The following is a 24,597-nucleotide window of genomic DNA, read 5'->3' on the forward strand; positions in this document are numbered from 1 at the left end:
AGCGGGCAACGGCGGCCTCGGCAGACGGCGCCGGGGCGCCGTCGGGAACGGGGAGCACGATGGCGTCGAGCAGGACCACCCGGGAGGTCGGGGCCACCGGCCTCTACGGCAGCAGGATCGGGGACCGCGTGGGGCGCGCGGCGCTCACCGAGCTCATCGGGACGGCGATCCTGGTGTTCGTCGGGACGAGCACCGTGGTCGCCGGGCCGGCCACCGGCAACAGCCTGTTCGACCTGGTCGGCGTGGTGCTGGCCTTCGGGCTCACGCTGGTGGCCCTCGCCGCCGCCCTCGGCCACGTCTCGGGCTGCCACCTCAACCCCGCGGTGACGATCGGGCTGGCCGCGACCCGGCGCTTCCCGTGGCCGGCCGCCGGGATCTACGTCGTCGCCCAGTTGGCCGGTGGCCTCGCCGGCGCGGCGGCCACGTGGGCCGTGTACGGCAGCGCGGGCCGGGAGGAGGGGCTGCTCGGCGCCACCACGCCGCAGGAGGGCGTCTCCGCCGGCCAGGCGTTCCTGGCCGAGGCGCTGGTGACGTTCGTGCTGGTGCTGGTCGTGGTGTCCGTCGCCACCGACGACCGCGCCGAGTCGGCGATCGCGCCGGTCGCCGTCGGCTTCGCGCTGGCGGCCGCGATCTTCGCCGTCGGCGGGCTGACCGGCGGAGCGGTGAACCCCGCGCGCGCCCTCGGCCCCAACCTGCTGGCCGGGCAGCTCACGTCGCTGTGGGTGTACCTCCTGGCGCCGGTCGTCGGCGGCGTCCTCGCCGCGCTGGTCTACGACCGGCTGCTGTCACGGGGCGAGCCGCCGGAGGCCTGAGCCGCCCGGCGCTCCCCGCCCGGGCCGGCGGGTCAGCCGCGGCCGCTGCGGGAGGGACGCCGGCCCTGCCGGGAGCCCGGGCGCGGCCCCCGGCGTCCGGGACCGTGGTCGCGCCCGGAGTCGCGGTCGCCGTCCCGGCCGGGACCCCGGCCGCGCGGCCCGCTGCACGGCCGGCAGGTGGTGAACCACGGGGCGATCGCGGTGCCGCACTCGACGCAGGCGCTCGAGCGGCTGACGGCGATCGCGTCGGGCAGCAGCTCGCTGATCGCCTCGGCGCACTCCTCCTCGACCCAGGCCGCGTCGTCGGGCTCGAGGCCGGCGACGCCGGGGAACTGGCGGAGCAGGGTCTGGGCGTCGCGGGCAGCCGCGGCGGACTGCTCGAAGTCCTCGACCGCGCCGCCGACCGGCACGTCGGGCAGCAGGAGCTCCTGGGGGACGGGCAGGCCGACGGCGTGCCGCAGGGCGGCCCGGGCCAGCACCAGCCAGCGGGTGCGCCGCGGCGGGTTGTAGTCGACCGGGAGGCTCACCAGCCGCCAGACCGTGTGCAGGTCGCCGGCCGCGCCCAGCGGGCCGCGCAGCATCGGCAGCAGCGCCTGCACCCGCAGGACGAGGCCGCTCACGTCGTCGGGGGTCATCGCCGAGTCGCGGGTGGCCGCGCGGGCCCAGGCCTGCCAGCGGACCAGCGCCTCGGGCAGGTCCGCCGGCGTCGCGGCGCCGAGGTCCTCGAGCTCCGGGCGCAGCCGGGGCCGCCGTCCGGGCAGGTCGCTGGCCCGGTCGCCGCGGGCGACCTCCGCACCGAGCCCCACCAGCGCCGTCGACGGCTTGAGGCCCGGCACCCCGGCCAGGACGCCGACCGTGCCGTGCCCGGTCAGCCCGTAGCGGCCGGCCCGCCCGGCGATCTGCGCGGCCTCCCAGCTGCGCAGCGGCCGCAGCTCGACGCCGTCGAACTTCGTGGTCTCGGCGAACAGCACCGTGGTCGCCGGGACGTTGATGCCGTGCCCGATGACGTCGGTGGTGACCAGCACGTCGACCTCACCGGTGGTGAAGCGCTCGATGACCTCGCGCCGGGTGGCCGGCGGGAGCGCGCCGTAGAGGACGCCGACCCGGCCGGGCCGGTGGCGGTCGAGCTCGGCGGCGACGGCGTAGACGGTCTTGCGGGAGAAGGCGACGACGAGGGTCTGCGGGCGCACACCGGGGGTGCGGACCGGCGCGCGCAGGACGTCGAGCCGGGACAACCGCTGGTGGTGCACGACGTCGACGGACCCGGCGTCGGCGACCAGCGGCGCCAGCAGGGGGTGCGCCTCGGCGGCGGAGACCAGGTGCATCTCGCGGTACTCGCCGGTGAGCAGCAGCCGCGCCCAGGAGTGCCCGCGCTCGGGGTCGGCGACCCAGTGCGACTCGTCGAGGACGAGCAGCTCGCCGCGCATCGGCGCCTTCTCGACGGTGCAGCAGAGGATCGGTGCGGAGGGGTCGATCTCCTCCTCGCCGGTGGACAGGCCCACGGTGCCCTCGGGGAGCTGTGCGGCCAGCTTGGCGTAGGCCTCGTGGGCGAGCTGGCGCAGTGGCGCGGCGTAGACGCCCGAGCCGGTGGCGGCCAGCGCCTGCAGCGACTCGTAGGTCTTGCCCGAGTTGGTCGGGCCGAGGTGGAAGACGACCCGCTGCGGCGGGGTCGCGCGGACGGGGAGCTCCGGTGCCGCGCCCTCGACCCACTCCTGCTGGGCGCGGCGCTCGGCGAGGGCGGCCTCGCGCTCGGCAGCGCGGTCGGCCTCCCGGCCGGCGGGGGAGTCGGCCGGCCGGCGGTCGGCGGCGCGCTCGTCGGCGGGCCGGCGCACGCGGCGGCGGGGGGCGGGCTGGGGGAGACGGGTGTCGGGCAGGAGGTGTCCTCGGTCGGGATCGGGGGTGAGCGCGCGGGCGCGCGGCGTGACCACGGTGCAACGGCGCCGTCGCCCGGATCATGCCCGCCGCCGGGACGAGATCCCGGGCACAGCCCCCCGTCAGCCGAGCGGCGCGGCGACCGGGTCCGGTGCCGGGGCGCCCGGCGTCGGCCGCCTCCCTCGGGGCGTGCGCCCTCGTAGCATGGGCCGCGCACCACCGGGAGGGCTCGCCTAGAGGCCGATGGCGGCGGTCTTGAAAACCGCTATGGGGTCACACCCATCGTGGGTTCGAATCCCACGCCCTCCGCGCAGGACTGCGGTCCCGTCGATGTCGTCGATGTCGAGGCCGGCCGCTCGTCGGTCGTCCTGCGCCGCTGCTCGGCCGGCGGCACTGCCCCGCCCGGGACCCGACGCGTCACCGCCCACCGGGTGCGTGCTGGCGCGTTCCCCGGGTCGCGCGGACGTGAGGCCTGCGCCTGCGACCTCGACGCCGCCCCGGGGCGCCCACGGCGGTCCCGGGTCCCTCGACGTCGCGGTCCTGGGCGAACTCGGCGTCCCGCCCCGGCGCGTCGCGACCGACACGCCGACCTGACCTCACCCCCAGGGAGGGCAGTGGCTCAGGGCAATGCCCGTTTCGGCCGAAGATGTGGCGTGGCCGTTCCCCGGGGACTCCGAGCCCGCCAGCCCCGCGCGGCTGCGCGGTCGCTGGTGCTGATGATCAGCGTCTCCGCCCTCGTCCTCGCGATCGTGAGCACCTTCGGTGCCAACGCGGCGACCACCCTCACCGTCGTCGTCACCTGGGGCGCCATCGCCTTCCTCGTCGCCGTGGCGGTCGCCATCCGGTCCGGCGACCCCGGGCGGCTCGACCGCGCCGGGGTGTTCCCGGCGGTCGGTGTCGTGGGCGTGCTGCTGGCCGCCGGGATGAACCTCCTCACGCAGGACGCCTCGGTCGGCGCCCAGGCCTTCCTCTCCTTCCCCGTCCTCTGGGCGGCCTCGCACCTGCGCCGCACCGCCGTCGTCGTCGTCACGACGGTGGCCGTGCTGGGCAACGCCCTCGTGGTGCCGCAGCTGCTGCCGTGGGAGGTCGCGGTCTCCGACGTGCTGCTCACCGCGACGGTCCTGACCGTGGCGGCCTTCATGCTGGCGCGCGCGGGGTCGGTGCAGGAGCGGCTGGTCCGGGCGCTGGAGCAGCAGGCCACCGTGGACACCCTCACCGGCCTGGTCAACCGCCGCGTCCTCGACGACGCCCTCGCCGGCGCGCTCACCGGCCCCGCCGGCGACGACGGGACGGCGCTGCTGCTCCTCGACGTCGACTCGTTCAAGCAGATCAACGACGTCCACGGCCACCCGGTCGGCGACGACGCCCTGGTGCACCTCGCCGGCATCATCCGGCGGCAGATCCGCAGCGGGGACGCCGTCCTCTCCCGGCTCGGCGGCGACGAGCTGGCCGTGCTGCTGCCCGGCTGCACCGCCGAGGTCGCCGTCGCCCGCGCCGAGTCGGTGCTCGAGACGGTGCTGTCGACGCCGCTGGCGCTGCCCGACGGCACCCTGCTGGCCATGTCGGTGAGCGTCGGGGTGGCGCACTGCCGCGACGGCGCGCTCGACCGGCGCGCGTTCTACGCCGCCGCCGACCAGGCCCTGTACCGCGCCAAGCGGGGCGGCCGCGGCCGCGTCGAGGTCGCCCCCGTCTGAGGAAGGACCCCGCTGCCCCCCACCGCTCGCGGGCTCGCGGCGGGACCCTGCAGCGGGGCCGTGCCAGCGCTAGGGAGGTCCGGGCCGCAGGTGGCGGGCCGCTGCCGCGAGCGTGCGGGCGGTGAGCCTGCCGTCGGCCAGTCCCAGCGCCACGACGTCGTCGAAGACCCGCTGGTCGGCCGCGGCCGCGCGGAACGCCGCGTCCATGACGACCGGCCACCGGCTGATCGCCGACGCCGCCGACGCCGACCGGTGGTGCGGCCCCAGCCGGCGCCGCAGCGCCCGCCGGTGCGCCGCCCCCGCGGCGGCCCCCGCCGCCGCGGCCCGCCCGGCCAGAGCCCCGGACAGCACCGCGTAGAAGATGCCCTCGCCGGTCATCGGGTTGACCAGCGACGCGGCGTCCCCCGCGAGCAGCACCCGCCCGTCGGGCTGGCGCGGCCGGCCGGTCGACAGCGGAAGCCGGTGCGCCCGCAGGCCCTCCGGTCGCACCCCCGGCAGCAGGCGCTGCAGCCCCTCGACCAGCGCCGCGCGGTTGGCGCCGCCGGACACCAGCTCCCCGTAGCCGACGTTGGCCCGCCCGTCGCCGAGCGGGAAGGACCACGCGTAGGCCGGCCACCGCTGGTCGGTGGTGACCAGCACCTGCGTGCCGCCCTGCCCGGGCAGCTCGGGGGCGTAGCCCCGCAGCGCCACGGCCATCCGGTCGTCGCGGTTGCGCGGCAGGCCCAGCGCCCGGCGGACGACCGACTCCGCCCCGTCGGCGCCCACCAGCACGCCGGCCGTCAGGGCGCCGTCGACGTCGACCCCGTCCGGCCCGGGCCGCACCGTGCGCACCGCGTGCCGCCGGAACACCGCACCCCGGTCGAGGGCGGCGGTCAGCAGGCGCGCGTCGAACACCTCGCGCGGCACCACCGACGACGGCCGGTGCGTGGCGCGCTCGACCACCGCACCGCCGGGCGAGCGCAGCGACAGCCGCGGCGCGGGCGCGTACCCGGCGGTCAGCGCGGCGACGTCGACCCCCAGCCCGGCCAGCACGTCGAGGGCCTCCGGGGCGATGCCGTCGCCGCAGACCTTGTCCCGGGGGAAGTCGGCCCGGTCCAGGACCAGCACCGAGGCGCCGGTGTCCAGGGCCGACAGCGCCGCGGCCGCCCCGGCCGGTCCGCCCCCGGCCACGACGACGTCCCAGCGCTCCACGACGGCGACGCTAGGCAGCGCCGCGGCCCGCGGCCAGCCGGGGGCTGTCCCGGGCGCACGCCTCCGGCGCAGGATGGCCTGCGTGAGCGCACCCGACGAGCGCGAGGTCCTCCTGCGGATGCTCGCCGACCAGCGCACCGCCGTCCGCAACGCCCTCCTCGGCCTTCCCGAGGAGCAGGCCCGGGCCACGCCCAGCGCGAGCGAGCTGTCGCTGTCGGCGCTGGTCAAGCACCTGGCGCAGGGCGAGCGGGCGAACATGGCCGGCCGGGTGGGCGGCCGGCCGGTGGCCGACGGCGACCCGCAGGCCGACTGGATGGCCGGGTTCACCGTCACCGCCGCCGAGACCGTCCCGGTGCTGCTCGACCGCTGGGCCGACGTGGCGCGCGAGACCGAGGAGGTGGTGCGTGCCGAGCGCGACCTCGACCGGGTGGTGCCGCTCGCCGATGCCGTCACCCGGTGGATGCCGCCCGGCACGGTGCCGACCGTCCGCTGGATGGTCCTGCACCAGATCGAGGAGCAGGCCCGCCACGCCGGGCACGCCGACGTCATCCGCGAGTCGATCGACGGCAAGGGCGCCTGGCAGCTGGAGGCCGAGGCGCAGGGCATCGCCGCCCCGAGCTGGGACTGAGTCCCGGGCCGGCGGCGGCGGACCCGCCCGTGCGGTGGAATGGGGGCGTGGGGACCAGCGGGCTGACGCCGACCGACGGCTGGACCACCTGCTCCCTCGGCCACCGTCACTGGGGCCGCGCCGGGGCGGCCGGCCTGCTGGTGCACCGCGACGGCGGCGACGGCCCGGAACTGCTGCTGCAGCACCGCGCGCTGTGGTCCCACCACGGCGGCACCTGGGGGACACCCGGCGGCGCGCTGCACCTGGGCGAGACGCCGGAGCAGGGCGCGCTGCGCGAGGTCGAGGAGGAGCTCGGGCTGCCGGCCGCCGACCTCGTGCTCGGCGCCCGCTCGGTCGACGACCACGGCGGCTGGGCCTACACCACCGTGCTGGCGCGCCCGGTGGCCGACCTCGACCCGTCCCGGCTGCGCCTGGACGGCGAGAGCACCGGCGTCGCCTGGGTGGCGCTGGCCGCGCTGCACCAGGTGACGCTGCACCCGGGCCTCGCGGGCTCGATGGACCGGCTGCGCCCCCTGCTGCTCGACGGGACCGCTGCCTAGCCACGACCCCGGCCCACCGTCACCGTCACCACCAGCGCGCGGTGGTCACCGACCGGCAGCATCTCGACGGCGGCGTCCCCGCCGGTCACCCCGGCGCCGAGCGCGAGCAGGTGGTCGAGCTGCAGCCGCGGCGCGTGCGCGGGGAAGCTCGGCTCCTGCACCAGCCGGGTGGCGCCGAGCAGCCGCGCCGGCACGCCGCCGGGCAGGTTGAGGTCGCCGGCCAGCACGACCGGTCCCGGCAGCGACGCCGCCCACCTCCGCAGCCGCCGCAGCTGCCGGACGGCCGTCGGCGGCGAGAACGACAGGTGGGTGCCGACCACGGTGACCCCGTCGAGGCAGGCGGCGACGGCGATGCGCGGCTCGTCGGGGACCCACCAGGTGCGCAGTCGGCCGGTGGCGGGGTCCGGTGCCCGGACGGGCAGGCGCGCGCGGCCGGTGCCCAGGCCCAGCACCGCCCAGCCGCGCACCGGGCGGCGGGACAGCAGCGCGACGCCGTAGGCCGGCGCCGGCACGGTGCTGCCGGGCCCGCGCAGGGCCTCGGGGTCCGCGGCGGTCCAGGTGCCGCGGAACGGGCTCGGCGTGCCGGTGAGCGTCGCGGCGGCCCGCCAGTCCAGGGCGCCCAGCGCCCGGGCGACCACGGCGGCCTGGTCGGTGCCGCCCGAGCGCGGCTGCCCGGCGTCGACCTCCTGCAGGGCCAGCACGTCGGCGTCGAGGCCGGCGACGGCGGCGGCGAGCTGCTCCGCGGTCAGCGGCCGCCCGCCCGGGCCGCGGCCGGAGGCGAGGTTCAGGGTGCCCACGCGCAGGGCGGCGCCGTCGGGCACGCGGCCGACGCTAACCGCACCCGGCGACCGGCGCTGCCGGTGCCCGGCAGCGGCACTAGGTTCGCAGGCATGAGCGCCCGCGACGACGTCTCGGAGATCTTCGACGCCGCGTCGTGGCAGCCGGTCGACGGGTTCGACCTGCAGGACCTCACCTACCACCGCGCCGTCGACGGCGGCGTCGTGCGGATCGCCTTCGACCGGCCCGAGGTGCGCAACGCGTTCCGGCCGCAGACCGTCGACGAGCTCATCGCGGTGCTCGACCACGCCCGGCTGTCCACCGACGTCGGCTGCGTGCTGCTCACCGGCAACGGGCCGAGCCCGAGGGACGGCGGCTGGGCGTTCTGCTCGGGCGGCGACCAGCGGGTGCGCGGGAGGTACGGGTACGAGCACGACCGGGGGCGCAGCAGCGGCCGGCTGCACGTGCTGGAGGCGCAGCGGCTGATCCGGTTCATGCCGAAGGTCGTCGTCTGCGTCGTCCCCGGGTGGGCGGCCGGCGGCGGGCACAGCCTGCACGTGGTGTCCGACCTGACCCTGGCCAGCGCCGAGCACGCGCGCTTCAAGCAGACCGACGCCGACGTCGGCAGCTTCGACGGCGGCTTCGGCTCGGCCTACCTGGCCCGCCAGGTGGGGCAGAAGTTCGCGCGGGAGGTCTTCTTCCTCGGCGAGGAGTACTCCGCCGAGGACGCGTACCGCATGGGGATGGTCAACCGCGTCGTGCCGCACGCCGGGCTCGAGGCGACGGCCCTGGACTGGGGACGGCGGATCGTGGCCAAGAGCCCGACCGCGCAGCGCATGCTCAAGTACTCGTTCAACCTGATCGACGACGGCCTGGTCGGTCAGCAGCTGTTCGCCGGGGAGACGACCCGGCTGGCCTACGCGGCCGAGGAGGCCGTCGAGGGCCGCGACGCCTTCCTGGAGAAGCGCGACCCGGACTTCTCGCGCTTCCCCTGGCACGTGTGAAGGACCACCTCGCCCCCACGCCTCGCGAGCTCAGGCGGAGGGCCCCTGCGAGGCGGCCGGCCGGGTCGCCCGGGAGCGCCGGTGCAGGGAGGATGATGACGTGATCGTGGAGATCGTGGGGGGCGCGGACGAGCGCCCCGAGGCGCGGGTCGTCGACACCGACGACCTGAGCACACTGCGCCTGGCGCTGGGCCAGGTCACCGACGAGGAGGCCGACCGCGCGCTGCGCGACGCCGGTCTGGGCCGCATGGAGGACGCCGACACCGGCTCCCTGGACGCCGCCGCGCTGCGGGCCGCCGCGGAGCCGGACGCCGACGTTGCCGACTGGGCGCAGCGCTGGGACCGGATGGTCGAGACCGCCCGCGACCGCGGCTGGGTCAGCGAGGACGGCGCCACCCTGCGCGTGCACGTCGAGAGCGCCGCCGGCGCCTGACACGCCCGGGGAGACCCTCGAAACCGATTTTCCGGCGTCCGCCGCGGAGTTGGGTGCCCCTGGTCGTTGTGGTCACTCCATCGACAGGTCAGGATGAGGCCGTGCACAACCTGATGACGCGCGAACGGATCTGCCCGTGAGCGGCACGCCCGGGCGCCCGCTGAGCGCCGAGCTGTCCGAACAGCTGGTCGCGGTCGCCGTCGACATCCTCGCCGAGGAGGGCTGGGGTCGGCTCAACAGCGACCGCGTCGCGGCCCGGGCGCGGGCGGGCAAGGCCGGGATCTACCGGCGCTGGCCCTCGATGTCGGCGCTGGCCCGCTCGGCGGTGAGCCGCTTCTGCCTGGTGACCGCGCCCGGCGACGAGGGCTCGCCCCGCGCCGACCTGACCGCGCTGGTCGCCTCCTGGCGCCGGCCGCTGTCCCGCGAGGAACGCGCGGTGGCCAGCCTCGTCGGCGCCGCCCGCCACGACGAGGACCTGCGGGCCGGCCTCGACGCCGCCCTCGTCGAGCCGCTCACCGCGGCCGTCGAGACCATGGGCGCGCGCTGGGCCCGGCACGGCGAGCCGGTGCCGGCCGAGCGGCTGGCGCTGCTGCGGTCGGTGCTCGAGGCGTTCTGGTGGCAGCGGCTCACCGTCGCCGGGGACGGCGCGATGGTGGCCGAGCACGTCGAGCAGGTGGTCGACGAGGTGCTGCTGCCGATCGTCGCGCCCGCGCTGGAGCCCGCCCGCGGCTGACCTGCGGCTCCCCGGCCCGTCGCCGCGCGCTCACACGGCGCGCAGGACGCCGGGGCTCCCGTCGTCTCGCAGCACGCCGCCGCTGCCCAGGCGGTCCTCCAGGCGGGTGAGCAGCGCGGTGGTCAGTGCGCGCGTCCGCTCGGCCAGCGCGGGCACGTCCGCGGGCGCGGGCAGCGGGTCGCGCAGCGTCGTCACCAGGGTCCGCGTCGTGGCCAGCCAGGTGGCGGCCACCATCCCGGCCGTGAGCCGCGGGTCGGCGGGCGCGGGCCGCTCGGCGTCCGGGCCGGTCCAGGCCTCCTCGAGGGCGGCGCGCAGCAGCAGCTCGGCCTGGTGGTGCAGCTCCCGCTCCGCCGCGCGCAGCGCCGGCGAGCGGTCGAGCGCCTCGATCGTCTCCCGCCCCTCGGCACCGGCCAGCCCCTCGGCGAAGCGGGCCGTCGCCTCGGCCAGGTGCTCCCGCAGGGCCCTCAGCGCCGGGACGCCGGGGGCCCGGTCCCGGACGGCCCCCGCGGGGCCGGCGACCCACCGCGAGCGGTCGGACCAGAAGAGCTCCTCCTTGGCCGGGAAGTGGTTGAACACCGTCTGCACGGCCACGCCGGCAGCCGAGGCGACGTCGGCGATGGTGACGGCGTCGAAGCCGCGCTCGCGGAACAGGCGCCGAGCGGTCCGCTGGATGTGGGCGCGGGTGAGGGCCTTCTTCTGCGCACGACGGGACTGCTCACTCACGGTTGGCAGGCTAACAACGGGGTGTCGTAGACGCGCAGGATGCGGAACGGGTTCAGCCGTTGAACGACCGTCGCCGGCGGGCGATGACGGGCGACGGGACGGCGGGCCGGGCGACGGGCACCAGACGATCCTGCCCCACGCGTGCCGCCCGCGCGGTCCGGAGGGCCGGCACCCGGTGCCGCCCACGTCCGGGCGGCCACCCCGCACGGAGCAGCCGACCCCGGGAACGCCGCAGGTCCACGGCCGGCCGCGGTTCCCGGGGCCGAGGCCGGGGCAGGGGAGTCGACATGACGTTGCGGGTGGGCCTGATCGGGGCCGGTGGGGTGGGGGCACGGCACGGGCGGACGCTGACCGGCCTCGACGGGGTGGACCTGGTGGGCGTGGCCGACGCCGTTCCCCCGGCCGCGGAGGCGCTGGCTGGGGAGCTGGGCGTGCCCGCCCTCGACGTCGACGACCTGCTCGCCGAGGGCGTGGACGCGGTCTGGGTGTGCGTGCCGCCGTTCGCCCACGGGGAGATCGAGCTCGCCGTGGTGCGGGCCGGGCTGCCCATCTTCGTGGAGAAGCCACTGGGCGCCGGGCTCGCCGTCGCCGAGGAGGTGGCCGCCGCCGTCGCCGCCGCGGACCTCCCGACGGCGACCGGCTACCACTGGCGGCACCTGGACACCGTCGCCGCGGCCCGCGCGGTGTGCGCGGAGCACGCGCCGCGGCTGGTGTCGGTGACCTGGCAGGACAAGGTGCCCCCGCCGGCCTGGTGGTCGCGGGCCGACCGCTCGGGCGGGCAGGTGGTCGAGCAGGCCACGCACGTGCTCGACCTGGCCCGGGTGCTCGCCGGCGAGGTGACCGAGGTGCAGGCGGTGGCCACGCCGTCGTCGGACCCCTCGGCCCGCGACGTCGACGACGCCACCGCCGCGCTGCTGCGGTTCGCCTCCGGCGCGATCGGGACGCTCACGGCGGCGTGCGCCCAGCCGGCGAAGACGCGGGCCGGCCTCGACGTCTCCTGCGCCGGCGCGGCGGTGGAGCTCACCGAGACGTCGCTGACCGTGACCACCGCGGAGGGCGCCGAGCACCGCGAGCCCACGGTCGACGCCCGCACCGCCGTCGACCGCGCGTTCGTGGAACTGCTCACGGGTGGGCCCCGGGCGGAGGGGCTGGTCGACTACGCCGAGGCGCTGCGCACCCACCGCGTGGCCGTCGCCGTCGCCGAGTCCGCGCGCACCGGGGCGCCGGTGCGGCCCGGCACCTGAGCGGTGCGTCGCACGGCCTCGGCGTAGAGCAGCTCGTAGGCGGCGGCCATGACGTCGGGGGCGAAGCGCCGACGCGCCTCGGCGGCGCACACGGCCGGGTCGATCCCGCCCACCGCGCGCAGCGCCGACGCCAGCCCGGCCTCGTCGTCGGCGAGCAGCCCGGTGCGGCCGTCCTCGACCAGCGAGGGCAGGCAGCCGCGGGCGGTGGCGACCACCGGCGTGCCGGCGGCCAGCGCCTCGCACACCGCCGTCCCGCCCGGCTCGTCCCAGCGCACCGGGGTCAGCAGCGCCCGCGCCCGCCGCAGCAGGCCCTCCTTCTCCTCCCCGGCGACGCTGCCCACCCAGCGCGCCCGCTCCCCGTCCAGGAGCGGGTCGACCTGCTCGAGGAACCAGGCGACGTCGGGGTGGCCGGTGCCCGGGTGCCCCGGGGTGGCGAGCGCGGCGTCGAGGGCGGCACGGTCGGCGAACGGCCCGACCGGGCCGGCCAGCACGACCGGCACGCCCGCCGCGACGGCGGCCCGCACCGCGGTGTCGGTGCCCTTGAGCGCGCAGATGCGGGCCAGGACCAGGACGGCGTCGTCCCGCTCGCCGGCCGGCAGCGGGGGCGGCCCGTCCACCGGGACCGCCAGGGGGACCGCGGCCAGCGTCTGCCGCCGCAGCCGCTCGGGCCCGCGGGCGACCTGGCTGTCGGACACCCCGGCGAAGAACACCCGCCCGCGGCCGTCGAAGCGCTCGTAGAAGGAGGCGTTGCGCCGCAGGTCCCAGTGCAGGGTGGCCAGCACCGGCGGGCCGACCGCTCCCATGGCGCCCAGCACCCCGGGGCCGACCACCTCCAGGTGGGTGTGCACCACGTCGAAGGGCCGGCCCGCGGCATCGGCGGCCGCGACGGCGTCGAGCACGGTCAGCACGTGGGCGTGGGCGTCGCCGACCACCTGCGCGTACGGGGAGCCCAGCCGCTCGAACCGCCCCGCGGGGAAGGCGCTGACCAGGCCGTCGACGGGCAGCGGCGAGTCCCCGGACGCGGCCAGGACGACGGTGTGCCCGCGGGCGCGCAGCGCCGTGGTCAGCGTGGCGACGACGTTCTCCAGCCCTCCGTACCCGACGGGCGGCACCGGGAGCCAGGGGCCGGCGTCCATGAGGATCCTCACGAGCGGCTCCGCCCGCCCGCGCGGACCGACCCCATCGGTGGCCGCTCGGTCACCGAGACGTCCCAGCTCACCGCCTCCACACCGTCGGCGGTCCGCAGGAACTGCAGCAGCTCGGGATCCGGTGGTCCGGGAGCCGGGCGCCGGGCGAGCGCGGTCTGCAGGATCTGCCCGGCCATGCGGCCCAGGGCGGCGTCGGACTGGTGGCTGTGCCGCCGGGTGCCGAGGTCGACCTGGGCCAGCGCGTCGACGCCGGCGCGCCCGGCCAGGTCGACCAGCAGGCCGAACTCGACGCCGTAGCCGGAGACGAACGGCACCTGCTCGAGCAGCTCGCGGCGGCCGGCGTACTCCCCGGACAGCGGCTGCACGAAGCCGGCGAGCTGGGGCCACCAGGCGTTGAGCAGCGGCCGGGCGAGCAGCTCGGTCACCCGGCCGCCGCCGGAGGGGACGATCCCCTCGGCGGTGGTCAGCGGGCGGTCGTAGAGCGCCTTGACGTAGCCGATCGCCGGGTCGGTGAGCAGCGGGCCGAGCAGGCCGACGACGAACTGCGGGTCGAAGCCGACCAGGTCGGCGTCGACGAAGACGACGAGGTCCCCGCCGGTGGCGTGCAGGCCCTTCCACAGCGCCTCGCCCTTGCCCGGCACCCGCCCGTGGGCGGGCAGCACGGAGGCGGTGTCGACGACGGTGGCCCCCGCGGCGGCGGCGACGGCGGCGGTTCGGTCGGACGAGCCGCTGTCGACGACGACGACCTCGTCGACCAGGGGCGTGTCGTGGACCAGCGCCTCGCGGATCGCCCGGACGATCGCGCCGACGGTCGGCTCCTCGTCCAGGGCGGGCAGGACGACGCTGACGGTGGTGCCCTGGGACCGCCGTGCCTCGGCCAGGTCGACCGCGGTCCAGGCCGTGGCCGTGTAGGTGCGCCGGCGCAGCCAGCGGTGGACGTCCGGGCGCATGGGTCTTCTCCCCATGGTCGGGTGCCGGCTCCTCGCCGGCACGGGCTACCCCCGTCGCGAAGGATGCCCCAGGACCCCCGGCGGAGGCGACCCGGACCAGGGACGTCCCCGCAGGTCGGCGCGGTGGAGCCGGGCTCAGACCACCCCGGCGCGACCGGCCCGGTACTCGGGCACGGTCACCATGGGGGGCCGCTCGTCGACGGCGACCGGGGTGCTCACCGGCACGAAGCCCCCGCCGTCGCTGCGGAACTGGGTGAGCAACCCGCCGGCGCCGGCGGACCCGGCCGCGCTGCGGGAGAGCACCGCCGAGACCACCTGCCCGGCCATCCGGCCCAGGGCCTCCTGGTCCTGCGAGGTGTGCCGGCGGACGCCCAGGTCCACCTGGGCCAGCCTGCCCAGGCCCAGCAGGCCCAGCAGGTCGACGAGCAGGCCGACCTCCACGCCGTAGCCGGATAGGAAGGGCACCTGCTCGAGCGCCGAGCGGCGGCCGGCGTACTCCCCGCCCAGGGGCTGCACGAACCCGGCGAGCTCCGGCCACAGCGCGTTGAGCAGCGGCCGGGCGGTGAGCTCGGTGACCCGGCCCCCGCCGGCCGGCGTGGAGTGACCCCCGACCTCCAGCGGCCGCGTGTAGCAGCCCTTGACGTAGCCGACCTGCTGATCGGCCAGCAGCGGCGCGAGCAGCCCGGGCACGTAGTGCGAGACGTCGCCGAGCAGGTCGGCGTCGAGGAACACCAGCAGGTCGCCGGTGGTGGCGGCCAGCGACTTCCACAGCGCCTCGCCCTTGCCCGGCCGCGAGCCGTGCGCGGCCAGCACGTCGGCCGCCGCGACCACCTCGGCACCGGCGGCCCGGGCCCGCTCCGCGGTGCGGTCGGTGGAGTCGGAGTCGACGACGAGGACCTCGTCGACCAGGGGCACCCGGTGCACCCAGCGCTCGACCAGGTCGCTCACCAGGCCGGCGACCGTCGCCTCCTCGTCGCGGGCGGGCAGCACCACGCTCACCCGGTGGCCGCCCCGCCGCTTGGCGTGCAGCAGCGCGCCGACGTCGACGTCGGCGGCCGAGCGGACGGTGGAGGTGCGGCCGGAGAACCAGGCGCGGGCGTCGGGTCGCATCGGCCCACTGTCGTGGAGGGCGGCGGCCCTCCGCCACGGAGGGCGGCGGTGTTCACGAACCCGTAGCCCGGCGTTCCCGGAACGGCCCGGGACGGTCCGGAACGCCGGCTCACACCCGGCTGCGGTCGGCCTCGCGCAGGGCGGTGACGCTGAGCGGGCCCACGGGCGCGCCGGCGCCGTCGGGCTCGGGGTGCCCGAGCTCGGTGAGCCAACCGCGCAGCACCCGGTGCAGGTGCTCGGCGCCGATGATCTCCCCGGGGGCGCTCAGCTGCCGCGGGTGGGCGAGGAAGCCGTGCTGCTGCGGGCCGCCGAGCCCCCCGTGGGAGCCGACGTGCGGCTCGAACGGCGAGGCCTCGTCGGTGTCGGGGTCGTAGCGGCTGTTGACCATCACGTCGGGGCAGTGCGGGAACGCCGAGACCCGCGCCACGAGCGCCGGCGCGTGCCCGCCGTAGGGGACCAGCGGGTCGGTGCCGATCACCACGCCGGTGGCCAGCCGGTGCAGCCCGTCGCGGCCGAGCACCACCGGTCCGTGCTCGTCGGAGTGCACCAGCAGGAAGCCGACGCCGTCGTGGTCGACCAGCGCCGGCAGCAGGTCCGGCCAGTGCCGCTCGATCTCCTCCAGCGGCACCCGGCCGGGGAGGTCGGCGAAGGAGACGCCCGCCGTGTGGCCGGAGACGACGACCACCACCCCCGGTGCCACCCGGGCGACCCGGCCCGGCTGCCCCGACGGCGTCCGGTGGGAGTGCTCGCCGGCGCCGGCGCTCTCGACCCGCTCCCGCAGCCGCCGCGCGATCGGCCCGGGTCCCGAGGCGGCCTCGGCCAGCGCGGAGGCGACCTGCCAGCCCTCGACGGCGCGCCGGCTGTCGCGGGGCCCGGACCCGGACCGCCCCGGTGCCGGCGCCCCGCCGCAGTGCCGGCCGACGAACGCCTCGATCGTCTCCCCGAAGCGCTGCGCGAACGCCTCGCCCTGGGTCTGGCCGTGGTCGGAGAGCAGCACCAGGTGGTAGTCGCGCGGCGCCAGCTGGGCGGCGCGGGCCAGCCGGCCGATCTGCTGGTCGATGCTGCGCAGCACCTCGAGGGTGTCGAACCGCTCGACGCCGCTGTGGTGGGCGACCTCGTCGTAGCCGAGGAAGTCGGCGTAGACCACCGGGCGCCCGGCCAGCACGTCCTCGAGGATCGCCGCGACCACGACGTCGCGGGCGATGACCGTCGTCCCCGGGCGGGCCAGCGGGTAGATGCCGCCGCGGCTGGTGCGGGGGCGCACGTCGGCGCGCCGCTGGCGGGCGGCGGCGGCGAGCTCTCGGTAGACGTCGACGACCGAGACGCCCAGCGTGCGGACGGCGTTCACCGGGTTGGCGAAGTAGGCGTAGTAGCCCGCGCCCACCCGCTCCCGGCGGCGGATCGAGCGCCGCGTGGTCACCAGCGGCAGCGAGCTCATCGTCAGGCTCACGTGCGGGGCGTCGCCGCTGAACAGGTTGCCCCGGCTGGCGCCCTCGCCGGCCAGCAGCCCGCGCCCGTCGGAGTGCCGCCGCTCCACCTCCGCGGCGTCGGCGGGGTGCGACACCTGCACGACGTGGTCGCGGTCCTTCTCGTAGTACCGGAACCCCACGACGTCGTGGTTGGAGCCGTGCAGGATGCCGCAGACCGCGGCCCCGGTCTGGGAGCTCCAGTCGGTGTGCCAGGAGGTGAGGGCGTGGCTGCCCGACCGCAGCCACGCGGCCAGCGTGGGCATCGACCCGTCGCGGACGGCCCGGCGCGCGGTGTCGGCGCCGAGACCGTCGATCTGCAGGAACAGCACTCCCGGCGGGGACGGGCCGGCCGCCTCGGCACGCGCGGCGCGGCGGCGGGCGCGGCGGAAGAAGACCTCGTCCTCGTCGATGGCCAGCGCGCTGCTGACCACCGCCGTCACCGCGGCCATCGCGACGACGACCAGCACGGCGGTGCGCAGGTCGGCGACCGTCACGCCGGGGACGGCGAAGGAGACCGCGAGCACCCCGGCCCCCAGGAGCAGGAAGCTGCCCAGGCCCAGGGTGAACAGGGCGAGCGGCAGCGCAACCCGCATGACCAGCGGCCACACCACCCCGGCGAGCAGGCCCAGCAGCAGGGCGGTCAGCGGCGGCTGCCACCACGCCGTCATCGCGAATCCCTCGAGCCAGCGGTCGAGGACGACGAGGGCGAGGGTGGTGAGCAGCCAGGTCAGCAGCACGCGGGCCGGTGCGCGACCGCGGGCGAGCACCCGGCCGTCCCCGCCGGGACGGCGCCGGTCCGGGCGGCTCACGACGCGGGGCGGCACGGGGCCGGGCCGGCCGGGGCCGCGGCGCCCGCGTCGTCCCCCTCGTCGTCCCCCTCGTCGTCCCCCCGGTCCCCGGCGGTTCCCGGCCCGGCCGGGGGCCGCCGGCGGCGTGACTGGGCGAGGCCGAGCAGCAGACCGACCACCAGCACGAGCAGGGTCGCGACCAGCGTGGCCAGGAGCGGGTCGTCGAAGACGCCGCCGCTGGCCACGCCGATGAGGGCGTAGGCCACCGCCCACAGGGTCGCGGCGAGCAGGGAGGCCGGGAGCAGCCGCCGCCACGGGTAGGCCAGCGCCCCGGCCGCGAGCAGCACCGGGATGCGGCCGGCCGGCAGCAGGCGCCCGGCGACGACGATCAGCCAGCCGTGCCGGCGGAACTGCTCGCGGACCTCCTCGATCCGGTCGGCGTGCTGCCCGCGGGCCACCCACCGGACCGCGGCCGGCCCGCCGGACCGGCACACGGCGAAGGTGACGACGTCGCCGGCCCAGGCGCCGAGGGTGGACAGCACCAGCACCAGCACGAGGTCGAGCCGGCCGGTGCTGACGGCGAGCGCGGCCGCGGCTCCCACGACGGCGCCGGTGGGGACGACCGGCACGATCGAGCCCAGCAGCACCCCGCCGAACACGACCGGGTAGCCCAGCGAGGAGCCGTCGGTCCAGCCGGCCGCGACGGTGCCGGCGGCGCTCACGGCGTCTCCGCCGCGGTGGGCAGGACCACCGGCCGGCCGGGGTCGGTGACCACCACGGTGGTGCCCAGCCCCCGGGCGGCGACCGCGGCGGCGAACCGCCGCGGGGGCTCGACCAGCAGCCGGCGGTAGCGGCCGGCCAGGCCGGGCAGCGCCGTCGCGCCGCGGACGGCGAGGGTGCCCCAGTGCACCGGGACGGCGACCCGCGGCCTGATGCGGGCCACCGCCTCGGCGGCCCGCCGGGGGTCGAGGTGGCCGGGGCCGAGGGTCGGGCCCCAGCCCCAGACCGGCACCAGGGCGACGTCGACGCCGCGGTCGCCGATGCGGGTCATGCCGTCGAAGAGGTCGGTGTCGCCGCAGGCGTAGACGGTGCCGCCGTCGCCCTCGACGAGGTGGCCGACCGCCGCGGTGTCGGGCCCGTGGGTGAACCGGGGGCCCCAGCGGTGGCCGCTGTGCCGGGCCGGGACCGCGGTGACCCGCAGCCGGCCGTGCGTCAGGGACTCCCCGGGCGCGAGCTCGTCGACCCGGCGCAGGCCCCGGCCGCGCAGCCACGCACCGGCGCCGCGCGGCACGACGACCCGGACGCCGTCGCCGAGCATCCGCAGCGAGCGCAGGTGCAGGTGGTCGCCGTGCAGGTGGCTGACCAGCACGAGGTCGACGCCGGCCCACGCCGCCGCGGGCGGCGGGGGGACGACCCGCCGCAGCGGGCCGGCAGTGGCGGTGAGCAGCGGGTCGGTGAGCACCGTGCAGCCGGCCAGCTCGACGCGGACGGTCGAGTGGCCGAGGTAGTGCAGCACCGGGTCGCCCACACGCGCAGTATCGACCCCGGCACCGACGCACCGGGAGGGTCGTGCCGCTCCGGGTCGCGGGACCCGGCGGGGCACCGGCGCGCCGTTCCGGGTGCGGCGGGGACGGATGCGTTCCACCATGCCTGCCATGACCTCAGTGGGGGACGACCCGGGGTTGCCACGGCCGGCCGAGATGTCCGGCGAGCTGCGGCGCATGGCGCTGCACCTGGAGACGGCTGCCGTGCTGGAGCTGCGCGCCCAGCGGACGGCCGACCCGCGCCAGGTGGCCGTGCTGCGCCGCCGCGCCGAGCAGCGCCGCCAGGAGGCCGCGCGGCTGCGCGAGCGGCTCGCCGCGTGCGGGATGGCCCTGCCGCCGCGCCCCGACCGGGCGCCGGCGCCCACTGCCGCCGCACCCTGACCCGGTCCCGCGGGGCGCCCCGGGCGCTACCGTCCCGGCCGTGGCCACCTGGGCGGACGTGCGGCGCCTGGCCCTCGCGCTGCCCGCCACCACCGAGGGCACCGCGTGGGGCTCGCCGGCGTGGAAGGTGCGCGACCGGACGTTCGTCTGGGAGCGGCCGCTGCGCCGTGCCGACCTCGAGCACCTCGGCGACGCCGCGCCCGACGGCCCGGTGCTCGGCGCGGCCGTGGCCGACGAGGGCGTCAAGCGGGCGCTGGTCGCCGACGACCCCGCCGTCTACCTGACGACGCCGCACTTCGACGGGTACGCCGCCGTCCTCGTCCGGCTCGACGCCATCGACGCCGGCGAGCTGGCCGAGCTCGTCACCGACGCGTGGCTGGTCAAGGCGCCGCGGAAGCTGGCCCGCGAGCACCTCGCCGGCGGCTGACGACGCGGGGATCAGGTGACCTGATCGCAGGGCGTCCTCCCGCACGGTGGGACGTGGGGGAGGACGCCCTGCGGTACGGGAGGACGCGGTGCGACGGCGGTGGGCGACGACGGCGGTGGGCGACGAGCCGGTGGTCTGCTGACCGCGCGCGAACCCCTGGCCGGGGGAACAGACGTCTGGCATGTTGCGCCGCCGTTGCCCTCCCCGTGATCACAGGAGATCCCGTGCGTCTGCGTTCCCTCGTCGCCGGCACCGCCCTCGCCGCGACGTCCGTCCTCGCCCTCGCCGCCCCCGCCGCGGCCGCGCCGAAGCCGACGAACGCGGCCGACGTCGTCGGCGTCGTGCGGATCGACCCGAGCGACCCGACGGTCGCCGAGGTCCGGGTCCGCTACCACTGCGCCGCCGGTGAGGAGCTCGGCCTCTGGGTGTCGGTCAAGCAGAGCGAGGACCGCTCCGCCGACCCCCTCCTCGCCGAGCACGGCAGCAGTTCGTACGCCACCGCCATGAGCCACAGCCACCGCCACGAGTTCACCTGCGACGGCCGCACCCGCGTCGGCACGTTCACCGTCGACCAGGTGGAGTGGGGCTTCGGTTCACTGGCCCGCGGTGAGGGCTACGTCCAGTTCTGCCTGACCGACCTGAGCACCGAGGGGCCCGAGAGCACGCTGGTCAGCCGGAACGAGTTCGTGCACGTCCGCTGAGCCGCCCGCGGGACGCCGCGGTACCGCTCCGGCCGGTACCGCGGCGTTCCGCGCGCCGGATCCCCCGCGCGGTGGCACAGTTCACGGCGTGAAGACCTGGCTCGATGCCTGGCCGGTGTTCCGGCAGCTGACCGGCCCTGATCCGCTCGGGCGCGGCGCGGCCGCGCGGAGCAGGGCGACGGAGAACGTGGTGGCCCGCACGGCCACCGCCGACCGCGTCGTGCAGAGCGTCTGCCCGTACTGCTCGGTGGGCTGCGCGCAGCGGGTGTACGTCAAGGACGAGCAGGTCGTCCAGATCGAGGGCGACCCGGACTCGCCGGTCAACCGCGGGCGGCTGTGCCCGAAGGGCAGTGCCAGCAAGTCGCTGGTGACCAGCCCGACCCGCGTGACGAAGGTCCGCTACCGCCGCCCGTACGGGACGGAGTGGGAGGACCTCGACCTCGACACGGCGATGGAGATGATCGCCGACCGCGTCCTCGACGCCCGCCGCAGGTACTGGCAGGACGAGTGCGACGGCAAGCGGGTCAACCGCACCATGGGGATAGCGAGCCTCGGAGGGGCAGCCCTCGACAACGAGGAGAACTACCTCATGAAGAAGCTCTACAGCGCCATGGGCGCGATCCAGATCGAGAACCAGGCCCGCATATAGCACTCCGCCACGGTGCCCGGTCTGGGTGCCTCGTTCGGTCGTGGTGGCGCCACGAACCCCCAGCAGGACCTGATGAACTCCGACTGCATCGTCATCGAGGGTTCGAACATGGCCGAGTGCCACCCGGTCGCCTTCCAGTGGGTGACCGAGGCCAAGGCCCGCGGCGCGAAGGTGATCCACGTCGACCCGCGCTTCACCCGCACGAGCGCGATCGCCGACCTGCACGTGCCGCTGCGGGCCGGCAGCGACATCGTCTTCCTCGGCGCGCTGGTCAACCACGTCCTGAGCAACGACCTGTACTTCCACGACTACGTCGCCGCCTACACCAACGCGTCGTCCCTCATCCGCGAGGAGTACCAGGACTCCGAGGACCTCGACGGCCTGTTCTCCGGCTGGGACCCCGACTCGAAGCAGTACGACCAGGCCAGCTGGCAGTACGAGTACGAGGACACCCCGGACGCCGGTGTCTCCGAGGACGACCCCGCCGGTGCGGCCGAGCAGGAGCGGCTGTCCCAGGAGGAGTCGGTCAAGGACGCCGACCAGGCACACGCCTCCGGCTCCGGCGGCCCGCCGCTGCACGGCCGCGCCAAGCGCGACGAGACCCTGCAGCACCCGCGCTGCGTCTTCCAGGTCCTCAAGCGGCACTTCGCCCGGTACACCCCGGAGAAGGTCGCCGAGGTCTGCGGCGTCGAGCCCGAGGCGTTCCTGAAGGTCGCCGAGTGGATCACCGCCAACAGCGGCCGGGAGCGGACGACGGCGTTCGTCTACTCGGTGGGCTGGACGCAGCACACGGTGGGCGCGCAGTACATCCGCACCGCCTCGATCCTGCAGGCGCTGCTGGGCAACATGGGCCGCCCCGGCGGCGGCATCCTGGCGCTGCGCGGGCACGCGAGCATCCAGGGCTCCACCGACATCCCGACGCTGTACAACCTGCTGCCCGGCTACCTGCCCATGCCGCACGCGACGCAGCACCAGTCGCTCGACGACTACGTCGCCGACGCGGCCGGCACCGGCGGCTTCTGGGGCAACAAGCGGGCCTACGCGGTCAGCCTGCTCAAGGCATGGTGGGGCGACGCGGCGACCCCGGAGAACGACTTCTGCTTCGACTACGTCCCGAAGATCACCGGCGACCACAGCTCCTACCGCACGGTCGCCGACATGGTCGAGGGGAAGGTCGCGGGCTACTTCCTCGCCGGGGAGAACCCCACGGTCGGGCACGCCAACGGCCGCATGCAGCGGTTCGGGCTGGCCAACCTCGAGTGGCTGGTCGTCCGCGACCTGCAGATGATCGAGTCGGCGAGCTTCTGGCAGACCGCGCCGGAGATCGAGACCGGGGAGCTGGTCACCGAGCAGATCCCCACCGAGGTCTTCTTCGTGCCGGCGGCCTCGCACGTGGAGAAGGACGGCACCTTCACCCAGACGCAGCGGATGCTGCAGTGGCGGTTCAAGGCGATCGAGCCGCCGGGCGACTGCCGCAGCGACCTGTGGTTCTACTACCACCTCGGCCGGATCCTGCGGGAGCGGCTGGAGGACTCCACCGACCCGCGCGACCGCCCGCTGCTCGACCTGACCTGGGACTACCCGCTGCACGGGGAGACCCAGGACCCCAGCGCCGACGCCGTCCTGCGGGAGATCAACGGCGTGGGCCCCGACGGCCGCGCGCTGTCGGGCTACCTCGACCTGAAGGACGACGGATCGACGACGTCGGGCTGCTGGATCTACTCCGGCGTGTACGCCGACGAGGTCAACCAGGCCGCGCGCAAGCGGCCCGGCCGCGAGCAGGGCCAGGTCGCCTCGGAGTGGGGCTGGTCGTGGCCCTACAACCGCCGCGTCCTCTACAACCGCGCCTCGGCCGACCCCGACGGGAAGCCGTGGAGCGAGCGCAAGAAGTACGTGTGGTGGGACGCCGAGGCCGGCCGCTGGGCCTCGACCGGCGACGCCGTCGACTTCGAGGCGACCAAGCCGCCGGACTACGTGCCCCCGCCCGGGGCCAAGGCCCAGGCGGCGCTGTCCGGGCAGGACCCGTTCGTCATGCAGAGCGACGGCAAGGCGTGGCTGTTCGCGCCCAAGGGCGTCGTCGACGGGCCGCTGCCGACGCACTACGAGCCGTCGGAGTCCCCGGTGGAGAACGCCCTGTACGCGGTACAGGGCAACCCGTCGACCGAGCACATCCAGGCGCCGTACAACCGGGAGGCGCCGTCGATGGGCGACGTCTTCCCGTACTCGGTGACCACCTACCGGCTCACCGAGCACCACACCGCCGGCGCGATGAGCCGCACGCTGCCCTACCTGTCGGAGCTGCAGCCGGAGTTCTTCGTGGAGGTGTCGCCGGAGCTGGCCGCCGAGCGGGGGCTGGAGAACGGCGGCTGGGCGACGCTGGTCAGCCCGCGGGCGGCCATCGAGGCCCGGGTGCTGGTCACCGAGCGGATCCGGCCGATCCGCACCCGGGGTGGGCAGGTGGTGCACCAGATCGGCGCGCCCTACCACTGGGGCGAGACCGGCATCTCGACCGGTGACTCGGCCAACGACCTGCTGCCGGTGGTGATGGACCCCAACACCCACATCCAGGAGAGCAAGGCCTCGACGGTCGACATCCGGCCCGGCCGGCGGCCGCGGGGCCCGGAGCTCACCGAGCTCCTCGAGCAGTACCGGCACCGGGCGGGCATCGCCTCGGGCCGCATGCCGGTCGGCGGCCGCGTGGCCGTGGAGGGGACCTGATGACGACGGTGAGCTCGGCGAGCCCGGCCTTCACGGGCAACGACCCGCAGAACCGGCTGTTCGGGCCGCTGCCCGACGTGCAGGGGGAGGCGGGGTACGCCACCGACCACCCCGCGCGGGTCGGCTTCTTCACCGACACCTCGGTGTGCATCGGCTGCAAGGCCTGCGAGGTGGCGTGCAAGGAGTGGAACACCCTGCCGATGGACGACTCCTACGGCAACCGGGACACCCTGGGCCTGTCGGGGATGTCCTACGACAACACGGGACAGCTCGGTGCCAACACCTGGCGGCACGTGGCCTTCATCGAGCAGGTGCGCACGGTCGACCTGCCGATGCCGACGATGGGTCCGCCGGCCACCCGGCAGGACGGGATCACCGACGCGCCCGACGAGGCCGAGCCCGGCGACAGCGTGGTCACCGCGCAGACCAGCGTGCTCAACGCCGAGGCGCTCAGCGAGTTCGACCCGCAGACGTCGCAGTCCGGCGACCGTGAGATCCGCTGGCTGATGAGCTCCGACGTCTGCAAGCACTGCACGCACGCCGGCTGCCTCGACGTCTGCCCGACCGGGGCGCTGTTCCGCACCGAGTTCGGCACCGTCGTCGTGCAGGGCGACATCTGCAACGGCTGCGGCTACTGCGTGCCCTCCTGCCCGTACGGCGTGATCAACCAGCGCAAGGACGACGGCCGGGTCTTCAAGTGCACGATGTGCTACGACCGGCTCACCGACGGGCTGCAGCCGGCCTGCGCGTCCGCCTGCCCCACCCAGTCGATCCAGTTCGGCGACCTCGACGAGCTGCAGGCGCGGGCCGACGCCCGCCTGGAGACGCTCAAGCGGCAGGGCGTGGAGTCGGCCCGGCTCTACGGGCGCGACGAGGACGACGGCGTCGGCGGCAACGGCGCGTTCTTCCTGCTCCTCGACGAGCCGGAGGTCTACGGACTGCCCCCGGACCCGATCGTGACCACCCGGGACCTGCCGGCGATGTGGCGGTCGGCGGCCGCCGCGGCGGCGATGATGGTCGGGGTCGCGCTGTCGGCCGTCCTCGGCTCGCGGAGGAGCTGAC

22 protein-coding genes, 1 tRNA gene and 1 pseudogene are annotated in these 24,597 nt (G+C 76.5%); 14 read left to right on the plus strand and 10 right to left on the minus strand.

All coding sequences use genetic code 11. The annotated features are described in order from the left end of the window. Positions 1-59 precede the first annotated feature (59 nt). The gene (locus tag BM165_RS06725; protein ID WP_083427132.1) at positions 60-812 is read left to right on the plus strand and encodes an MIP/aquaporin family protein; all 753 of its coding nucleotides are present in this window, start codon (positions 60-62) and stop codon (positions 810-812) included. 32 nt (positions 813-844) lie between these two features. Here BM165_RS06725 and BM165_RS06730 read toward each other — a convergent pair whose 3' ends face one another. Continuing rightward, entirely contained in the window at positions 845-2,740 is a 1,896-nt protein-coding gene (locus tag BM165_RS06730) for a helicase-related protein (RefSeq protein WP_244274094.1), read from the minus strand. A gap of 166 nt (positions 2,741-2,906) precedes the next feature. Here BM165_RS06730 and BM165_RS06735 point away from each other — a divergent pair. Together BM165_RS06735 and BM165_RS06740 are read left to right on the plus strand one after the other, a co-directional pair. Further along, positions 2,907-2,993: transfer RNA gene (locus BM165_RS06735), tRNA-Ser, on the plus strand. Positions 2,994-3,337: 344 nt separating this feature from the next. After that, positions 3,338-4,378: a GGDEF domain-containing protein gene (locus tag BM165_RS06740; RefSeq protein ID WP_244274095.1), complete on the plus strand. Its 1,041-nt coding sequence runs from the start codon at positions 3,338-3,340 to the stop codon at positions 4,376-4,378. A gap of 69 nt (positions 4,379-4,447) precedes the next feature. Here the strand turns inward: BM165_RS06740 and BM165_RS06745 are convergent, their stop codons facing one another. After that, positions 4,448-5,569: an NAD(P)/FAD-dependent oxidoreductase gene (locus BM165_RS06745; protein WP_075012775.1), complete on the minus strand. Its 1,122-nt coding sequence runs from the start codon at positions 5,567-5,569 to the stop codon at positions 4,448-4,450. Between the two features lie 82 nt (positions 5,570-5,651). Here BM165_RS06745 and BM165_RS06750 point away from each other — a divergent pair, with 82 nt between their 5' ends. Together BM165_RS06750 and BM165_RS06755 are read left to right on the plus strand one after the other, a co-directional pair. Then, entirely contained in the window at positions 5,652-6,197 is a 546-nt protein-coding gene (locus BM165_RS06750; RefSeq protein ID WP_208976673.1) for a DinB family protein, read from the plus strand. A gap of 47 nt (positions 6,198-6,244) precedes the next feature. Then, complete coding sequence (locus BM165_RS06755) at positions 6,245-6,736, plus strand: NUDIX domain-containing protein (RefSeq protein WP_177225130.1); 492 nt, start codon at positions 6,245-6,247, stop codon at positions 6,734-6,736. On the opposite strand, the gene BM165_RS06760 is transcribed toward BM165_RS06755, so the two are convergent. Then, positions 6,733-7,557 (minus strand): endonuclease/exonuclease/phosphatase family protein, encoded by an 825-nt coding sequence (locus tag BM165_RS06760; RefSeq protein ID WP_244274096.1) that lies wholly within the window; start codon positions 7,555-7,557, stop codon positions 6,733-6,735. The two genes, BM165_RS06755 and BM165_RS06760, sit on opposite strands and share 4 nt — an antisense overlap. A 69-nt stretch (positions 7,558-7,626) precedes the next feature. Here BM165_RS06760 and BM165_RS06765 point away from each other — a divergent pair, with 69 nt between their 5' ends. From BM165_RS06765 to BM165_RS06775, 3 genes are all read left to right on the plus strand, one after another. Beyond that, on the plus strand, positions 7,627-8,517 hold the full coding sequence (locus BM165_RS06765; RefSeq protein WP_075012776.1) for a 1,4-dihydroxy-2-naphthoyl-CoA synthase: 891 nt from the start codon (positions 7,627-7,629) through the stop codon (positions 8,515-8,517). Between the two features lie 100 nt (positions 8,518-8,617). Then, complete coding sequence (locus BM165_RS06770) at positions 8,618-8,950, plus strand: hypothetical protein (protein ID WP_075012777.1); 333 nt, start codon at positions 8,618-8,620, stop codon at positions 8,948-8,950. 136 nt (positions 8,951-9,086) lie between these two features. Beyond that, complete coding sequence (locus BM165_RS06775) at positions 9,087-9,683, plus strand: TetR-like C-terminal domain-containing protein (protein ID WP_075012778.1); 597 nt, start codon at positions 9,087-9,089, stop codon at positions 9,681-9,683. 30 nt (positions 9,684-9,713) lie between these two features. Here the strand turns inward: BM165_RS06775 and BM165_RS25135 are convergent, their stop codons facing one another. Next, positions 9,714-10,406: a TetR/AcrR family transcriptional regulator gene (locus tag BM165_RS25135; protein WP_075012779.1), complete on the minus strand. Its 693-nt coding sequence runs from the start codon at positions 10,404-10,406 to the stop codon at positions 9,714-9,716. Between the two features lie 287 nt (positions 10,407-10,693). Between BM165_RS25135 and BM165_RS06785 the strand changes: the two genes are divergently transcribed. After that, the gene (locus BM165_RS06785; protein ID WP_075012780.1) at positions 10,694-11,650 is read left to right on the plus strand and encodes a Gfo/Idh/MocA family protein; all 957 of its coding nucleotides are present in this window, start codon (positions 10,694-10,696) and stop codon (positions 11,648-11,650) included. Here BM165_RS06785 and BM165_RS06790 read toward each other — a convergent pair. The 6 genes from BM165_RS06790 to BM165_RS06815 form a co-directional block, all read right to left on the minus strand. Beyond that, the gene (locus BM165_RS06790) at positions 11,563-12,798 is read right to left on the minus strand and encodes a glycosyltransferase (RefSeq protein ID WP_208976674.1); all 1,236 of its coding nucleotides are present in this window, start codon (positions 12,796-12,798) and stop codon (positions 11,563-11,565) included. The genes BM165_RS06785 and BM165_RS06790 overlap by 88 nt on opposite strands. Next, the gene (locus BM165_RS06795) at positions 12,795-13,748 is read right to left on the minus strand and encodes a glucosyl-3-phosphoglycerate synthase (RefSeq protein WP_075012781.1); all 954 of its coding nucleotides are present in this window, start codon (positions 13,746-13,748) and stop codon (positions 12,795-12,797) included. Before BM165_RS06795 ends, BM165_RS06790 begins: the two co-directional genes overlap by 4 nt. Before the next feature lie 135 nt (positions 13,749-13,883). Continuing rightward, a complete protein-coding gene (locus tag BM165_RS06800; protein WP_075012782.1) occupies positions 13,884-14,858 on the minus strand; it encodes a glucosyl-3-phosphoglycerate synthase in 975 nt (324 codons plus the stop codon). 109 nt (positions 14,859-14,967) lie between these two features. Continuing rightward, positions 14,968-17,136 (minus strand): phage holin family protein, encoded by a 2,169-nt coding sequence (locus BM165_RS06805; protein ID WP_075013066.1) that lies wholly within the window; start codon positions 17,134-17,136, stop codon positions 14,968-14,970. Further along, a complete protein-coding gene (locus BM165_RS06810; RefSeq protein ID WP_083427134.1) occupies positions 17,133-17,837 on the minus strand; it encodes a DedA family protein in 705 nt (234 codons plus the stop codon). The genes BM165_RS06805 and BM165_RS06810 overlap by 4 nt, the downstream gene beginning before the upstream one ends. Then, complete coding sequence (locus tag BM165_RS06815) at positions 17,834-18,643, minus strand: MBL fold metallo-hydrolase (protein WP_075012783.1); 810 nt, start codon at positions 18,641-18,643, stop codon at positions 17,834-17,836. Before BM165_RS06815 ends, BM165_RS06810 begins: the two co-directional genes overlap by 4 nt. Before the next feature lie 127 nt (positions 18,644-18,770). Here BM165_RS06815 and BM165_RS06820 point away from each other — a divergent pair, with 127 nt between their 5' ends. The 5 genes and pseudogenes from BM165_RS06820 to BM165_RS06845 all read left to right on the plus strand — a co-directional run bounded on the left by BM165_RS06820 (position 18,771) and on the right by BM165_RS06845 (position 24,596). Next, positions 18,771-19,040, plus strand: a complete 270-nt coding sequence (locus BM165_RS06820) for a hypothetical protein (protein WP_143108061.1) — start codon at positions 18,771-18,773, stop codon at positions 19,038-19,040. Between the two features lie 40 nt (positions 19,041-19,080). Further along, complete coding sequence (locus BM165_RS06825; protein WP_075012785.1) at positions 19,081-19,467, plus strand: MmcQ/YjbR family DNA-binding protein; 387 nt, start codon at positions 19,081-19,083, stop codon at positions 19,465-19,467. A 224-nt stretch (positions 19,468-19,691) separates the two neighbouring features. After that, positions 19,692-20,168, plus strand: coding sequence for a hypothetical protein (locus BM165_RS06830; RefSeq protein WP_075012786.1), 477 nt, complete (start codon positions 19,692-19,694; stop codon positions 20,166-20,168). An 88-nt stretch (positions 20,169-20,256) separates the two neighbouring features. Continuing rightward, positions 20,257-23,535: pseudogene (fdh, locus tag BM165_RS06840) on the plus strand (formate dehydrogenase). Further along, complete coding sequence (locus tag BM165_RS06845) at positions 23,535-24,596, plus strand: 4Fe-4S dicluster domain-containing protein (protein ID WP_075012789.1); 1,062 nt, start codon at positions 23,535-23,537, stop codon at positions 24,594-24,596. The pseudogene fdh and the gene BM165_RS06845 overlap by 1 nt, the downstream one beginning before the upstream one ends. Position 24,597: the final 1 nt, after the last annotated feature.

It is taken from the genome of Geodermatophilus obscurus (assembly GCF_900115395.1).
Classification (GTDB): Bacteria; Actinomycetota; Actinomycetes; order Mycobacteriales; family Geodermatophilaceae; genus Geodermatophilus; species Geodermatophilus obscurus_B.

Coding starts and splice junctions, on each gene's coding strand:
- BM165_RS06725 (WP_083427132.1), top strand. CDS start 60: ATGGCGTCGAGCAGGACCACCCGGGAGGTCGGGGCCACCGGCCTCTAC.
- BM165_RS06765 (WP_075012776.1), top strand. CDS start 7,627: ATGAGCGCCCGCGACGACGTCTCGGAGATCTTCGACGCCGCGTCGTGG.
- BM165_RS06785 (WP_075012780.1), top strand. CDS start 10,694: ATGACGTTGCGGGTGGGCCTGATCGGGGCCGGTGGGGTGGGGGCACGG.
- BM165_RS06795 (WP_075012781.1), bottom strand. CDS start 13,748: ATGCGCCCGGACGTCCACCGCTGGCTGCGCCGGCGCACCTACACGGCC.
- BM165_RS06800 (WP_075012782.1), bottom strand. CDS start 14,858: ATGCGACCCGACGCCCGCGCCTGGTTCTCCGGCCGCACCTCCACCGTC.
- BM165_RS06820 (WP_143108061.1), top strand. CDS start 18,771: ATGACCTCAGTGGGGGACGACCCGGGGTTGCCACGGCCGGCCGAGATG.
- BM165_RS06845 (WP_075012789.1), top strand. CDS start 23,535: ATGACGACGGTGAGCTCGGCGAGCCCGGCCTTCACGGGCAACGACCCG.